This is a genomic window from Hymenobacter nivis, from assembly GCF_003149515.1.
Classification (GTDB): domain Bacteria; phylum Bacteroidota; class Bacteroidia; order Cytophagales; family Hymenobacteraceae; genus Hymenobacter; species Hymenobacter nivis.
On sequence record NZ_CP029145.1, the window covers coordinates 3,399,371 to 3,413,718 of the forward strand.

General features: G+C 64.0%; 10 protein-coding genes. 6 read left to right on the top strand and 4 right to left on the bottom strand.

Annotated elements, in window-relative coordinates:
* The first annotated feature begins 34 nt into the window (after positions 1-34).
* Entirely contained in the window at positions 35-1,321 is a 1,287-nt protein-coding gene (locus DDQ68_RS15105) for an alginate O-acetyltransferase AlgX-related protein (protein WP_162550144.1), read from the top strand.
* Between the two features lie 323 nt (positions 1,322-1,644).
* Here DDQ68_RS15105 and DDQ68_RS15110 read toward each other — a convergent pair whose 3' ends face one another.
* Positions 1,645-2,052 (bottom strand): transposase, encoded by a 408-nt coding sequence (locus tag DDQ68_RS15110; protein WP_109657050.1) that lies wholly within the window; start codon positions 2,050-2,052, stop codon positions 1,645-1,647.
* A 386-nt stretch (positions 2,053-2,438) separates the two neighbouring features.
* Here DDQ68_RS15110 and DDQ68_RS15115 point away from each other — a divergent pair, with 386 nt between their 5' ends.
* Entirely contained in the window at positions 2,439-3,614 is a 1,176-nt protein-coding gene (locus tag DDQ68_RS15115; protein ID WP_109657051.1) for a glutathionylspermidine synthase family protein, read from the top strand.
* 210 nt (positions 3,615-3,824) lie between these two features.
* On the opposite strand, the gene DDQ68_RS15120 is transcribed toward DDQ68_RS15115, so the two are convergent.
* Positions 3,825-5,942, bottom strand: coding sequence for a sigma-54-dependent Fis family transcriptional regulator (locus DDQ68_RS15120; protein WP_109657052.1), 2,118 nt, complete (start codon positions 5,940-5,942; stop codon positions 3,825-3,827).
* Between the two features lie 218 nt (positions 5,943-6,160).
* Here DDQ68_RS15120 and DDQ68_RS15125 point away from each other — a divergent pair, with 218 nt between their 5' ends.
* From DDQ68_RS15125 to DDQ68_RS15140, 4 genes are all read left to right on the top strand, one after another.
* Positions 6,161-7,540, top strand: a complete 1,380-nt coding sequence (locus DDQ68_RS15125) for a TolC family protein (protein ID WP_162550145.1) — start codon at positions 6,161-6,163, stop codon at positions 7,538-7,540.
* Positions 7,541-7,680: 140 nt separating this feature from the next.
* Positions 7,681-8,079, top strand: coding sequence for a universal stress protein (locus DDQ68_RS15130; protein ID WP_109657054.1), 399 nt, complete (start codon positions 7,681-7,683; stop codon positions 8,077-8,079).
* A gap of 71 nt (positions 8,080-8,150) precedes the next feature.
* Positions 8,151-9,251, top strand: coding sequence for an HlyD family secretion protein (locus DDQ68_RS15135; protein WP_109657055.1), 1,101 nt, complete (start codon positions 8,151-8,153; stop codon positions 9,249-9,251).
* 134 nt (positions 9,252-9,385) lie between these two features.
* Positions 9,386-10,960 (top strand): DHA2 family efflux MFS transporter permease subunit, encoded by a 1,575-nt coding sequence (locus DDQ68_RS15140; protein ID WP_109657056.1) that lies wholly within the window; start codon positions 9,386-9,388, stop codon positions 10,958-10,960.
* 129 nt (positions 10,961-11,089) lie between these two features.
* On the opposite strand, the gene DDQ68_RS15145 is transcribed toward DDQ68_RS15140, so the two are convergent.
* Both DDQ68_RS15145 and DDQ68_RS15150 read right to left on the bottom strand, forming a co-directional pair.
* Complete coding sequence (locus DDQ68_RS15145; RefSeq protein ID WP_245897060.1) at positions 11,090-12,106, bottom strand: hypothetical protein; 1,017 nt, start codon at positions 12,104-12,106, stop codon at positions 11,090-11,092.
* Positions 12,107-12,374: 268 nt separating this feature from the next.
* Positions 12,375-14,348 (bottom strand): vWA domain-containing protein, encoded by a 1,974-nt coding sequence (locus tag DDQ68_RS15150; protein WP_109657057.1) that lies wholly within the window; start codon positions 14,346-14,348, stop codon positions 12,375-12,377.

The following is a 14,348-nucleotide window of genomic DNA, read 5'->3' on the forward strand; positions in this document are numbered from 1 at the left end:
TTCCCGCGTGGTGCAGCTGCTATTCAAACGTCTTTTGCTCGTTTCGCTCCTGGCGCTGCTGGTGGGGCCCGCGCTCCAGGCCCGGTTTCACTTCCGGCACGAAAAGGTGCTGGACGGGGCCTTCACCATCGCCCCGCACCCGGCCCTGACTTGGGCGGGCCTACGCGCCAACACGTTTCAGCCCGCCCTGGAGCACTACCTCGAAGACCGGATCGGGTTCCGGTCGTGGCTGATTCGGCTGCGCAATCAGCTCGCCTTTTCCGTGTTTCGGGTATCACGCTCCGCTGATGTCGTCATCGGGGCCCACGACGTGCTGTTCCAGCACACCTACATCGAGGCCTACGCCGGCAAGAATTTGCTGCCCGCGGCCGAAGTGCAATTCCGCGTGCGGCGGCTGTGGGCCGTGCAGCAGGCCCTGGCGCAGCGCGGCGTGCAACTGCTGTTCGCCATTGCCCCCAACAAGGCCCGCTTCGAGCCCGAAAACCTGCCCCCATCCTGGCGCCCGCCCCTCGGCACGGTTACCAACTACGACCTGTTTACACAGCAATTGCGCGCCCAAGGCGTTAACCTGCTGGATTTTGTGCCGCTTTTTGCGAAGTGGAAGGGCACCGCGCCCTACCCGCTCTACCCTCGCAGCGGCATCCACTGGAGCGGCTACGGGGCCACCCGGGCCGCCGATACGCTGATGCGGCGCATTGGGGCCCTGACGGGCACACGGCTGCCGGCAGTGCGCGCCGTGGGGCCCCCGCACCTGGTGTACCGCAGCGATTCGCTGCGCTCGACGGACAACGACCTGGGCGCGACCATGAATTTGCTGTTTGAGCGCGAAACCACCCCGCTGGCCTACCCCCGGCTGGCCTTCGCCCCGCCCCGGCCTGGCCAGCGGCTGCCCTCGGTGCTGTTCGTTAGCGACAGCTTCGTGTGGGGCCTGATGGTATTCGCGCCGTTCATCCAGCACCAGCTGGCGCCCGACACGCGGGTGTGGTTCTACAACAAGTCGGTGCACGCCCCCGACAGCCTGTACCATGCCACCGGCGAGCAAGCCGGCGACCTGGACCTGCGCGCGCAGCTGGCGGCGCGCCAGGCCGTGGTGCTCCTTTTTACCGAGCACAACATGGTGGAGCAGGAATACGGCTTCACCGAGCGGGTGTACCGCCTGTTCTATCCCGCTACGGCGGCCGAAACCCAGGCCGTGGACCGCCTTGCCGCGACGCTCCAGCAGTGTGTGCCGCCGGCCGAAGCCCGCCAAAACTCGGGCCAACTGGCGCAGCGCCTGCACAAGCAGGCCCAGGCCCTGTACGACCGCGCCCACACGCCGTAAGCCACTATCGAGCACGGCCATGCTGAGCGCAGCCGAAGTATCTCTACTGCACAACTATACCCGTCACGAAGTTGTCTCGTCCGACTACAGCTGTACAGGTTGTCCAATCCTGAAAAAAAGTTGTCAGTTTTCGAGTGAGAAGAAAAGAGTTGGTTTTAGTCCTGATAGCAGGTTGTCAAGTTAGGCTATGTCGGTTGATGTTGGGGTCTGAGCAGCCTTGTATACTTTAGGTTTCCAGTGCTTTTGCAGCGGCTCGGTGCTAATGTGGGCGGCAGCCGGCGTTAGATACCCGCAACTCATATGGGGGCGCAGGTGAGCGACGCTCACCCGCACGATTTCGTTTTCCTGGAGTTTCCGGACCGTTTGGCGCCAAACTTTTTTCGGATGGGTAGTTTCAATTCTTGCTCGGCCACCTCCACCATCGTGTGGAGGGCTAAAATCAACAGATTGGCCTGCTGGAGTGCTTCTTCCAACTCGCCGTTGCGTTGCTGCAAGGCGTGCACGTCCCGTTTTTGCGTTCGCGTCATCGCCGGACTAGCGAACAAGCCCGTCTGCACCTTGCGCTGGTAGAGGCTTACCCAGTTGCGCAACGTATAGCTGTTGTGGATATCCAGGTCGGCCATTACCTGGCTGGGCTCTTCGCCCCCAAAGACAATGCGGAACACCGCCGTTTCTTTGAATTGCGCGCTGTACTGAAAGCGCTGGAGCAAGGCGCGAATGTGCTCTTCCATAAGACAGTTTTTTAAGCCAAAAACTGTCAACTTATTTCAGGACAAGACACAGCCCCAACGCCTGGCTAATCGTCGCGGCGGCATGTCCCTGGTCGAGCATGAGCGGCACCGGCACCTACCCCGCCTTGCCCCGGCAGGCGCTTTGCGCTTGCCGCAACAAGACCCGCTCCAAATCAGTCAAGGTCAATTCCACGATGTAATCTTACCCCTTTTTTCTCTTTTAACTTCGCGATGAGTATAGTTGAATGAACGTCATGCAGAGCGCAGCGAAGCAGCTCTCTCGCAGCAGTAATCAATTGAATTAATCCGCGGGAGAGCTGCTTCGCTGCACTCTGCATGACGGCCTTTTATCCCGTAATACGCCCAACCAACACGCTCAAATAAAAATGATTAACCTACTGCCCCTTACCGGCGACGTATCGCCCGCCGTGCGCGCCCTGGGCTGGGGTTGGGCCCTGGAAGACGCCTGCCAGCACTATGTAGCCCGCGAAGCCGTGCAGCTCGCCGAGGCCGATGCCGAAATGCTGCTTCAGGCCGCCGACACGCTGTACGACATGCTGGTGGCGGCCATTCCCGACCCCATCCCCGACGCTTTTTTGCAGCAGCTGGCCATTGCGCCCAACCTCTGGGAGGCCGTGCGCCACTCCTGGAACGATGAGCGCCACTGGCACCTCTACGGCCGCTTCGACCTGGCCCTCACCGCCGAGGGCCCCAAGCTGCTGGAGTTTAACGCCGACACTGCTACCGGCCTGCCCGAGGCCGCCGTGGTGCAGTGGGCCAGCCTGGTAGCCGCCGGCCAATCGGGCGACGACCGCCAGGCCAACGGCCTCTTCGAGGGCCTCGAAGACCAGTTCCGCCACTGGCGCGCCCTCAACAATGACCGCCAGGCCACCCTGCTGCTCGTGCACCTGCCCGGCAGTGCCGAGGACGAGGCCAACTGCGGCGTACTGGCCGAGGCCGCCCGCACCGCCGGCTTTGCCGACACCTACGTGTGCTCGGTTGACGATATGCGGGTGTCGGTGGACGGCGCCGACCGCGGCGTGTGGGCCGAAACCGTGCCCGGGCAGTGGCAGCGGTTCGACTTCCTGTTCAAGCTCGTGCCCTGGGAAATCCTGGCCGACGAGGAGCCGGCCCTCACCGCCGACCTCACCCACCTGCTGCTCGCCCGCGACGTGGTTATTGCCAACCCCGCCTACGCCCTGCTGTTCCAGAGCAAGGCCCTGCTGGCCCGCCTCTGGGAGGTGTTTCCGCACCACCCGCTGCTGCTCGAAGCCAGCCTGGGGCCCCTGCCCGGCCACCACGTGCGCAAGCCGCTGCTGGGCCGCGAGGGCCAAAACGTGACCGAAGTGGGCCCCGACGGACGCCCCGCCGCCGAAGTGCCCGGCGAGTTTGGCGACCAGCCCACCCTCTACCAGCGTTGGGCCGAGCTACCCACCGACGCCCAGGGCCGCCGCTATCAGGCCGGCGTGTTCTGGGCGGGCGAGGCCTGCGCTATCGGCTTCCGGCGCGACGCGGGGCTCATCACGAACCTATCGGAATTCGTGCCGCACCTGCTTGTCTGAACCGCAGATTACGTGGATTTAACAGATAAGAACGGATTCGTTGGGGCCTGTTTTGGGCTTTCTTTTACTGGTCTTTACCTTGGGGTTTATTGGGTTAAGTACCCGGTGGTAAATAGTTCATGTTAAGTTTTCCTAACCCGCCCCCCCAGAGTTGTTAAGTTCTGACGGGTTACCCTCCGGCAACCTCACCCCGTCGCTCCACCGGGACCCCTACCCGGCCGCCACGGTGCGGCGGATACCCAGCTTTTTCATGCGGGCTTCCAACGTTTTGGGATTGATGTCGAGCAGCAGAGCCGCGCCCTGGGGCCCGCTCACGCGGCCGCTAGTGTGGCCCAAGGCCGTGAGGATGTGGTCGCGCTCCTGTTCGCGCAGCGTTTTCAGCGGGCGGCTGGCCGGGGCTTCCTGGTCCGCGAGGGGCCCCTGCGGGGCTGCGGCGGGGGGTAGGCCGGCAAACTCCAGGTAGGGCCCCTGGCTGACGATGAGGGCGTGCTCGACCAGGTGCTCCAGCTCGCGCACGTTGCCGGGCCAAGCGTAGGCTTGCAGGGCGGCCAGGTCGGCGGGGCGGATGGGGCGCAGGGGCTTAGCCAGGCGCTGGCTCAGGCGCTGCACCGAATGGCGGAGCAGGGGCCCTACGTCTTCGGGGCGGGTGCGCAGGGGCGGCAGCGTGATGGGAAACACGTTGAGGCGGTAGTACAGGTCGGCGCGGAAGCGGCCGGCGGCCACCTCATCGGCCAGCACGCGGTTGGTGGCGGCTACCACGCGGGCATCGGTGGTGAGCACGCGGCTACCGCCCAGGCGCTCAAACTCCTTTTCTTGCAGCACGCGAAGCAGCTTGGCCTGCAAGTCGAGCGGCAGCTCCCCGATTTCGTCGAGGAAAATAGTGCCGCCGTCGGCCAGCTCAAACTTGCCGATGCGCCGCTCCGAGGCCCCAGTGAATGCGCCTTTCTCGTGCCCAAACAGCTCGCTTTCAATCAGCTGGGCCGGCAGCGCGGCACAGTTGAGCTTGATGAGGGCGCGGCTGCGGCGCGGCGAGGCGTTGTGCAGAGCCCGGGCCACCAGCTCCTTGCCGGTACCGGTTTCGCCGCTCACCAGCACGGTGGTGTCGGTGGGCGCCACCTGGGCAATGCGCACCTGCACCGCGTGCAGGGCCTCGCTGGGCCCAATCAGCTCGGCGAACGTGGCCGTGGTGTTGATTTCGTCGATGAGGTAGGTGCGCTCCTGCTCCACCTGGGCCTTCAGGGCCTCAATTTGCTCGAAGGCAAAGAGGTTGTCGAGCGCCAGAGCCACCTGGGGGCCCAGGCCCTCCACGGTGGCCAGATTGTCGGCGCTGAAGGCGTGGGGGTCCGAGCTGGCCAGGGTGAGCACGGCGGCCCCGTCGGGGCGTTGCCACAGCGGCACGAAAAGCAGCGCTCGCACGCCGTACGCCTCGTATACGTGGCGCATGGCCGGGTGGCGCACGGCCAAGTCCTTGAACTCGTCGCCCACGTACAGGTTGCGCCCCTGCGCCTGCTGGTCGCGCTGCGTGTACAGTAAAATGGGGTCGGGGTATTCTTTGCCCCGGTAGCGGTCGGGCGCCAGCGTTTCGAACGGCGCGTCCACGGCTTGGCGCCGGAATTCGGCAAAGCCCTCGAACGCATCGTGCTGCCCCGCCCGCTGCACCCGAATGCCGAAGTACTTGAACGGCACCACGCGGCCCAGCTCCTCGGCCACGGCCCGAAACAGCGGCTCGCGCTGCTTAATGCTAAGCAAGGCGTTGCTGATGTTGAGCTGCAAGGTGCGCTCCTGCTCGCGGCGGGCCACGTCTTCAAACGCCAGCGTGTTGGCCACGGCCACGGCGATCAGCGAGCCAATTTTTTCCAGCAGGCTTTCGTCGGCCGCCGTCAGGGCAGGCTTGCGGCGGGCAGCCAGCGTGAGGGCCCCCGTGAGGCGCCCCCCGAGCCGCAGCGGCACCGATGTAAGGTAGCGAATGCCCTGCGCCCGCATGCGCTGAAACGGTTCAAAGTCAGGGTATTCCAGTAAGTAGTCTGCTAGCTCGATGCGGTGCATGTGCGCACTTACCAGTACCGACTCGAAGGGCGAGCCCACGATGGGCGTGAAGTGGGCCGGCGGCGCGGGCAGGCTGGGGGCCAATTCTTCGGCGTAGAAGTAGTCGCGCCAAAACAGCCGCTTGTTTTGCACAGCGGCGTCGAACACGCTGATGCCGATGATGTCGAACGGGAAGATGAGCCGCAGCTTGGTAGTCACCGTTTTGAACAGCGTCTCCTTGTCGCGGGTGGTGGCGATGGTTTCGTTGAGGTGCAGCAGCAGGGTTTCGTCGGTCGTGGTCATTCCTGATATAGCAGGACCGTTTAATGAGGGATTCCTGTTATATCAGGAACAATGTTGTGGGGCCCCGTTGTTTCAAATGCACTCCATTTAAATTAAAAAGGTGCTCATGCAACCTTCAAAGGCACTTTTTAGCCCTGCGGGGCCCTGGCCAGGTGGCCCGGTTTTGGCGTGGCACAGGCTTGGCTAAAGCGGATGCAACACTTTACCGCTTTCGCTCTATGTTTCCACGATTTCAATCCGCGGGTTTGGGCCAGTCGCCGCTGTTGCTGGGGGCCGCCTTGCTGCTGGCCAGCCCGGTGCTGGCGCAAAACCAGCCCGGCTTGCCCGCTTCGTCCCAGGCCATTGGCCTGACCAGCGACTCGCTGACGCTGGGCGGCACTGTGCAGGCCGTGCTGGACGCCAACCCCAGCCTCACAAACCTGACCGAGTTGGCCAACGCCGCCAGCAGCCGCCTGGCCCAGTCGCAGGCCGGCTTCCTGCCGCAGATAACGGGCACGGCCGCCTACACGCACCTCACGCCGGTATCACACGCCGCCTTCGGGGGTGGCCAGGAACTGAGGTTTGCGCCCAGCAACAACTTCGACGCGCACATTACGGCGCAGTACGAGCTGCTGGACTTTGGCAAGCGCGGTGCCAGCACGGACCTGTCGCGCTCGCAGGTACAAACGGCCCAGGACAACGTGGTAGTAGCCCGGCGCGACCTGGCTTTCAACGCGGCGCAGGCCTATTATAACATCCTGTTTATGCGCGAAAGCATTCGGGTGCAGGACCAGCAGATTGCCTCACTAGTGACGCACCGCAACGAAATGCAGAAGCGCGTGGATGCCGGCGTGAGCACCAAGTTTGACGTGACGACCACCGACGTGCGCATCACCCAGGCCCAGAACACCAAGCTCGACCTGCAAAACCAGCTCCTCAACCAACAGGTGCAGTTGGCGCGGCTGCTGCACAAGCCCCAGCAAACCGATATTCCGGTGAAAGGCCGCCTCGCCTACGAGCCGCAAGCCGTGGACCTGGCCGCCGAGTTGGCCAAAGCCGCCGAAAACCGCCCCGAGGTGAAGCTCAGCAAAGACGCTGAGATGACCGCCGAGCTACAGACCAAGCTCATCGACCGTAGTAATATGCCCAGCCTGGGCGTGGGCGCGCAGGTGGGCGGCAAAAATGGCTACATTTTGCCCACCGGCACCATCAACGACATTCGGTTTAATACTTTGGCGCAAGCCCAGTTATCGGTGCCCATCTACGATGGCGGTAGAAACCGCAAGCAGCGCGTAGAGGCCGTGGCCAACTACCGCAGCGCCATGGCCCGCACCCAGGACACGCAGGAGCAAATCCGGGCCGACGTGCGCCAGGCGGCCAACAACATGGAGTTCAGCCAGGCCCGCTACGACAATGCGTTGCAGCAAGTGGCGCAGGCCACCGACGCCCTCACCCGGGCCCAGGGCCGCTACCGCTACGGCGTGGGCCAGAACCTCGACGTGCTCGACGCCGAAACCCAGCTGGCGCAGTCGCGCCTGGCCCGCGTCCAGGCCATGTACAACTACACCCTGGGCCAGTACCAGCTGCGCCGCGCCACCGGCGAACAGATTTGGCAATAATCATTAAATGTGGGAAATGTGGCGAATGAAGAATGTGAAAATAGCCAAGGGCTTTGCCGGGGCCCATCGCAACAACGGTGTTTCTTCTCCGCTCATTTTCACATTTTTAATTTCCAAATTTTCACATCTCCTGTCAAAAGATGACCCTCACCTCCATCCTCTGCCCGCTTGACTTTTCGGCCGCGACGCCGGGGCTGGTGGCCTACGCGGCGGCCCTGGCCGCCGCCACCGGGGCCGAGCTGCGCCTGCTGCACGTGCGCGAGCCGCAGGACGCCGAGCCCCCCGCGGGGGCCGACCGCCTGGCCGGCCTGCGCCTGGCCGCCGAGCAAGCCGGGGCCCCCCACGTGAGCACAAATACGGTGCAGGGCGAGGCTGCCCCCGCCATAGTGGCCGAAGCCGGCCGCCGCCACGCCGACTTAATTGTTATCGGGGCCCACGGCCAGACGGGCCTCACCCGCTTCCTGATGGGCAACACCGCCGAGGTGGTGCTGCGCACTGCGCCCTGCCCCACACTCCTGGTGCGGGCCCCCGACGCCTAGCCCGGAGCCCCGGGGCCCTACCAAACATTTTCTACACCAGCCTTTTCCGCACCGTTTAACGTTTATCTCCAATGGCTACTTCCACTGCTCCCCAAGACACTTTTGCGCCCGACGCGGCGCCCGAGGCCGGCGCCGAGCCCCTCGAAGCGCCCAAGCGCCGCAACCCCCTCGTGCTCGTTATCCTGGCCGTGGTGCTGCTGGCCGGCGGCTTTTTTGGCTGGACGCGCTACCAGTTCTCGCAGGCCCACGAAAGCACCGACGACGCGGCCGTAGAAGGCGACGTATACCCGGTCATTCCTCGCGCAGGGGGCCCGGTTATCAAGGTATATATTGTTGACAACCAAATGGTTAAGAAGGGCGACACGCTCGTAACCATTGACAAGTCGGACTACCAGCAGCGCGTGAACGCCATGGAAGCGGCCCTCGTGGCCGCCCAGGCCCAGGTAGTGGCCGCCCGCGCCGGGGTGGGCACGGCCCAAGCCAACGTGCGCACTGCCCAAACCACCATCGGCGTGAGCGCGGCCAGCCGGGCGCGCTTGCAGCAGGACTTGGCACGCAGCGTGAAGCTTCGCAAAGACGACATCATCCCGCAGAGCGACTACGACGCGGTAGCGGCCAACCTGAAAATGACCGCCGCCCAGCAAAGCACTGCCCAAGACCAGGTGAGCGTGGCCCGCCAGCAAGTGATATCGGCCCAGCAGCAAATCACCGTGGCTCAGGCCGTGGTGAAGCAGCGCCAGTCGGACCTCGACAACGCCAAGCTTCAGCTTAGCTACACCACGCTCGTGGCGCCCGCCAACGGCATTGTGAGCAAGAAAAACGTGCAGCCCGGCCAAGTGGTGGGCCCCGGTCAGCAGCTCCTCGGCTTGGTATCGAGCGGCAAAACCTGGGTTGTTGCCAACTACAAGGAAACCCAACTTGAGAACATGAAAGTGGGCCAGAAGGCTAAAATAGAAGTAGATGCCTACCCCAACGAGGCGTTCGAGGGCCACGTCGAGTCGCTGTCGGCCGCCACGGGGGCCCGCTTCGCCCTGCTGCCCCCCGACAATGCCAGCGGCAACTTCGTGAAAGTGACCCAGCGCGTGCCCGTCAAAATTGTGCTCGACAAGGAGGATGCCCAGCACCCGCTGCGCGCCGGCATGAGCGTAAACGCCATTGTGGCGGTTAAATAACCAGTGAATGAGTGAGTTGTGAATGAGTGAGTTATTAGCTGCGGATGAGTGAATTACACTTATAAAATCTACTCATCCGCAGCTAATAACTCACTTTTACCCAACCACTTCACACCCTCCTACTTTAACAAAGAATGGAAACCGGATTTACCAAATGGATCATCGTCGTGACGGTGGTTCTCTGCGTTTTGCTGGAGCTGATTGACACCAGCATCGTGAACGTGGCCCTGACCCAGATGATGGGCAACCTCTCGGCCACGCAGCAGGAAGTGAGCTGGGTGGTGGCGGCCTACGCCATTGCCAACGTGATTGTGATTCCGATGACCGGCTTTTTGGCTGAGCAGTTCGGACGGCGCAACTATTTCCTGGCCTCGGTAATTCTCTTCACGCTGGCCTCGATAGCCTGCGGGCAGAGCACCAACATCTGGGAGCTGGTGGCATTCCGCTTCATCCAGGGCGTGGGCGGCGGGGCCCTCATGGCCACGTCGCAGTCCATCCTGGTCGACACGTTTCCGCCCAGGCAGCTGGCCCTGGGCCAAGCCCTGTTCGGCATGGGCGTCATCATCGGGCCTACCATTGGGCCCACGCTCGGCGGCTACATCGTGGACAGCAGCCTCGGCTGGCCCTGGATTTTCTACGTGAACGTGCCGGTGGGCATCCTGGCCAGCATCTTCACTTTCCTGTTCATCCGCGACCCCGAGCGCATCCGCAACGCCATCCCGACGCCTTTGCGGCGGATTGACTGGGCTGGCATTGGGCTGCTGATAATGGGCGTGGGCTCGCTGCAATACGTGCTGGAGCAGGGCGAAACCGAGGACTGGTTCGACAGCCGGATCATCGTGCTGTTCGCGACGCTGGCCGCCGTGGGCATCATCGGCTTCATCTGGCGCGAACTGACGGCCGCCAAGCCCATCGTGGATTTGCGGGTGCTCACGAAGAGCCGCAACCTGGCGGTGGGCGCATTCTTGTCGTTCGTGCTCGGGTTCGGGCTGTTCGCCTCGGTGTTCGTGCTGCCCATTTTCACGCAGCGCATCCTGGGCTTCTCAGCCGCCCAAACGGGCCTGCTGCTGCTGCCGGGGGCCCTGGCCTCGGGCTTCATGATGCCGGTCATCGGCAAGTCGCTGCAAAACGGGGTGCCCCAGAAGCTGCTGCTGGCCATGGGCTTCACCATCTTCTTCGGCTTCACGTTTTGGATGAGTGCCAAGATTTCGCCCACTGCCGGCACCAGCGACTTCTTCTGGCCCCTGATTGTGCGCGGCGTGGGCCTGGGCCTCATCTTCCTGCCCATCACCACCATGAGCCTGGCTGGCTTGCAGGGCAAAGACGCGGGCCAGGCCGCCGGCCTCACCGGTATGATTCGCCAGCTCGGCGGCTCGTTCGGGGTGGCCATCGTGGGCACGTACCTCGAGCGCGGCATGGCCAGCACCCGGATGGGCCTGCTGCCCAACATCTCACTCTACAACCCCGAGACGGTGCAGCGCATTCAGGCCTTTACCCAGAATTTCATCAACCGCGGCTTCCCCGCCGCGCAAGCCCGCCAGCAGGCCTACGCCGCCCTCGAAGGCGTGCTGATGAAGCAGGTATCCATCATCACCTACTCGCAGATATTCACCACATTGGGCTTCTTCTTCCTTGCCTGCCTGCCGCTTATCCTGCTGATAAAACGCGTCAAAGCCGGTGAAAAAATAGACCTCAACGCCGCCCACTAAAAAAACGTGGTCCGCAATTTGCCTAAGCTATTATACGTGGCTTGATTAGGTGACGATTCACTAGGATATAAAAAGGGCTTCCTGCATTTAGCAGGAAGCCCTTTTGGTGTGCGGTGGGGCCCCGGAGCGCTACTGGTACTGCACGTAGAGCGGCACCGGGGTTAGCTCGGCCAGCACCTCTTTGGGCGTCATCAGGTGGAACGGCTTGCGCTTGATGTCGTACTCGTAGAAGAGCTTGAAGCCCGTGTACTGCACCGGCTGCTTCTGCACATAGGCCTTGTACGAATCCTTTTTCAGCACCGGGTCGCCCCAGCCGTCCATGTCTATAATGACCTGCACGCGGGGGTCGAGCTTGATGTTTTTGTAGTTCGTGAGCATGCCCTGGGTGAAGCGGTGCACTATCAAAATCTTGGGCGGCAAGTGGTTTTCGCTCACGATGCGGGCCAGGAAGTTGATGGCGTAGTTCACGTCCTTGGCGTCGTAAGTGCCGATTTTTTTGCCCGGCCGCGCGTTTTTAGTGGCCATGGCAAACTCGGGGTCGATGCCCAGATGAATAGTCGGGTCCTTGAGGTATTCCGTCAGCTTGGGCAGCTCGTGGGGCAGGTCGCTCAGGCCCACCTGCACGTCCATGAACAGCAGGGCGTTTTTCTCCTTGGCCCAGGCGCGCGTCTCCTCAATCGTGCTTTTCGAGTTCATCAGGCGGTACTTGCCGTCGGCGCCGGCCGCGCCCTGAGCCGTGATGGTGACGCTGTGCAGCGCCGGCATCACGGGCAGGCTGGGGTCGGCGGCCTGCCACTCGGCCAGCACTTTATCAAACTTGCGCATCATCTGCGCCTTGGGCTCGCGGCCCAAAATGCCCATCCCTTTTGAGCGGATATTACCATAAAACGCCACAATGCGGTGGCCCGGCAGGATGGCCCCCGGCAGCTGCCCGGTTTTGCGGGCAATGCTGTCGGCCTTCAGCGAGTCGCGCTGCAAGACCAGGCGCTTGATTTTGATGGTGTCGACGACGGCCGGCGGCGTAGTGGTGGCCGACTCAACCGCCGATTTTTCGCCCTCGGTGGGGCGGTTTTGGCACGCGGGCAGGGCCCCGGCGGCCAGCAAAGCGCAAGCGGCCAGCGGGCCGAAAAATTTCGATGAAAGCACTGAATAAAAATCGGTTGGAAGGGCAAAAGACCTTCTAAAGGTAAGCGCGTTTTGCGCACCGCGGCGGGGCCCCGCCCGGGCCCTTGGTTTCAAAACTGCGCCCGGTGCACGTGGGGGCCTATTGGAGTAGTTTGGCACGGTTTTGAAACCAGTGGGCTTGGCTATCTGCTGGGAATCACACCGCCCGGCCATTCGCGTGTTCTATTCTTTCGCCTTATTCCGAAGGCCCCGCTGCCAGTGCAGCGGGGCCTTCTTGTGGGGCCCCGGCTCAGCGGGCACCCATGGCCCCGGTACCGCTCAGGCCCTGGGCCAGGCCCACGAGGCGTACCAGCTCGGCGCGGTAGCCGTCGGCATCGGGGCCCCGGCTGCCGGCGGCCAGCGCGGCGGTGGCGGCCCAGGTGGCAGTGCCGGCCTGCGGGCTTTGGCGCAGCAGCAACCCAAACTGGGCCACGGCGGCAGCAAATCGGAAATCGGCCGAGGCCTGCGCTACGGGCCCGGCCTCGCCGTTCAGCACCTGGAAAAGCAGTTGGCTGGTACGGCTCTGGGGCTGCTTATAGCGCAGCTTCACGGTCAGCACGTCGTTGTTAATGAACTGCTGCATGGTGACGGGCGGCGTGGGTGCAGGCTGGTACTTTAGCCGGTCTACCAGGGGCTGGGCCGCGCCCACGGGCACCAGTTCGTAGAGGGCCGTGACGGTGTGGCCAGCGCCCAGCTCGCCGGCGTCTTTGCGGTCGTTGTTGAAGTCTTCGGCGGCCAGCAGGCGGTTTTCGTAGCCCACGAGGCGGTAGTGGGCCACACGAGCGGGGTTGAATTCGACCTGCAACTTCACGTCCTGGGCCACGGTGAAAAGCGTACCGCCGAACTGCGCTACCAGCACGCGCTGGGCCTCGGCGAGATTGTCGAGGTAGGCGTAATTGCCGTTACCCTTGTCGGCCAGGGTTTCCATGCAGGCGTCGCGCAGGTTGCCGCGGCCGCAGCCCAGCACGGTGAGGAATACGCCGCTTTCGCGTTCGCTCACAATTAGTTGTTCCAGCGCCGCGTCCGAGCTTTCGCCCACGTTGAAGTCGCCGTCGGTGGCCAAAATTACGCGGTTGTTGCCTTCTTTCCGGAAGTATTGCCGGGCCGTGGCGTAGGCCAGGCGCAGGCCCGCGCCACCGGCCGTGGAGCCGCCCGCCTCCAGCCGGTCGATGGCCCCGAGGATGGCCTCGGGCTGGCTGCCGGGAGTAGGAGGCAGCACCAGGCCGGCGGCTCCGGCGTAGACTACCAGGGCCACGCGGTCCTGGGGCCGCAGCTGGCGCACGAGCAGCCGCAGGCCGGCCTGCACCAAGCCGAGGCGGTCGGGGCCCTGCATCGAGCCCGATACATCGACCAAAAATACCAGGTTGGCGGGCGGCAACGCGCTGGTTTCCACGCTGCGGGCCCGGATGCCGATGCGCGCCAGCTGGTGCGCGGGGTTCCAGGGGCACACGGCCAGCTCGGTGCTGATGCGCACGGGGTCGGGGCTGGTGGGGGCGGGCGCGGGGTAGTCGTAGTGGAAGTAGTTCAGCATTTCCTCCACCCGCACGGCATCGGCCGGGGGCAACTGGCCTTCGGTAAGGAAGCGGCGCACGTTGGCGTAGCTGGCGTTATCCACGTCGAGGGCGAAGGTGCTGAGCGGCGCTTGCTGAACGGCTTGGAAGGCGTTTTCGGCCACGTGGGCGTAGGTATCGCCGGCCCCGGCTTCGGGCCGGGCGGGGTAGGGTAGAGCGGGGTAGGACGCCGGGGCCCCGGGGACGAAGCTGGCCGTGGCCGCAGTGCCCGGAACGGCCACCCCGGCCGCCTGGCCCCGCAACTTCCTCTGCGCGGCGGGGCCCGTCACCACCACTTCTTGCAGCGCGCGGGTGTCGGGCTTCAGCACCACATTTACCACCCCGTCCTTGCCCACGCGCCACCCCTGGGCCATGTAGCCCACCGCCGAAAACACCAGCGTGGCCCGCATGGCGCGGGGCACCAGCAGCAGGTAGTGGCCCTGGGCGTCGGTGCTGGTACCGCGCATGGTGCCCTTAATGAGCACCGTGGCGCCGGGCAGCGGCTGGCCCCCGGCCTCGCGCACGGTACCGCTGATGGCAATGGCCCGGGCCGTGGTGGTGTCCATCAGCACGATGCCGCGGGGCCGGATGACGGGCGCCGGCAGCGGGATGGGCTCTTGGGCGCGGGCGGGGGCCCCGGCGGCCAGCAGCAGCAACAGCAGGAGGTTTTTCAT

Bases quoted from the DNA above. Each gene is read 5' to 3' on its own strand.
- DDQ68_RS15150 (WP_109657057.1), bottom strand. From the start codon at position 14,348: ATGAAAAACCTCCTGCTGTTGCTGCTGCTGGCCGCCGGGGCCCCCGCC.
- DDQ68_RS15110 (WP_109657050.1), bottom strand. From the start codon at position 2,052: ATGGAAGAGCACATTCGCGCCTTGCTCCAGCGCTTTCAGTACAGCGCG.
- DDQ68_RS15130 (WP_109657054.1), top strand. From the start codon at position 7,681: ATGACCCTCACCTCCATCCTCTGCCCGCTTGACTTTTCGGCCGCGACG.
- DDQ68_RS15140 (WP_109657056.1), top strand. From the start codon at position 9,386: ATGGAAACCGGATTTACCAAATGGATCATCGTCGTGACGGTGGTTCTC.
- DDQ68_RS15115 (WP_109657051.1), top strand. From the start codon at position 2,439: ATGATTAACCTACTGCCCCTTACCGGCGACGTATCGCCCGCCGTGCGC.
- DDQ68_RS15125 (WP_162550145.1), top strand. From the start codon at position 6,161: ATGTTTCCACGATTTCAATCCGCGGGTTTGGGCCAGTCGCCGCTGTTG.
- DDQ68_RS15135 (WP_109657055.1), top strand. From the start codon at position 8,151: ATGGCTACTTCCACTGCTCCCCAAGACACTTTTGCGCCCGACGCGGCG.
- DDQ68_RS15120 (WP_109657052.1), bottom strand. From the start codon at position 5,942: ATGACCACGACCGACGAAACCCTGCTGCTGCACCTCAACGAAACCATC.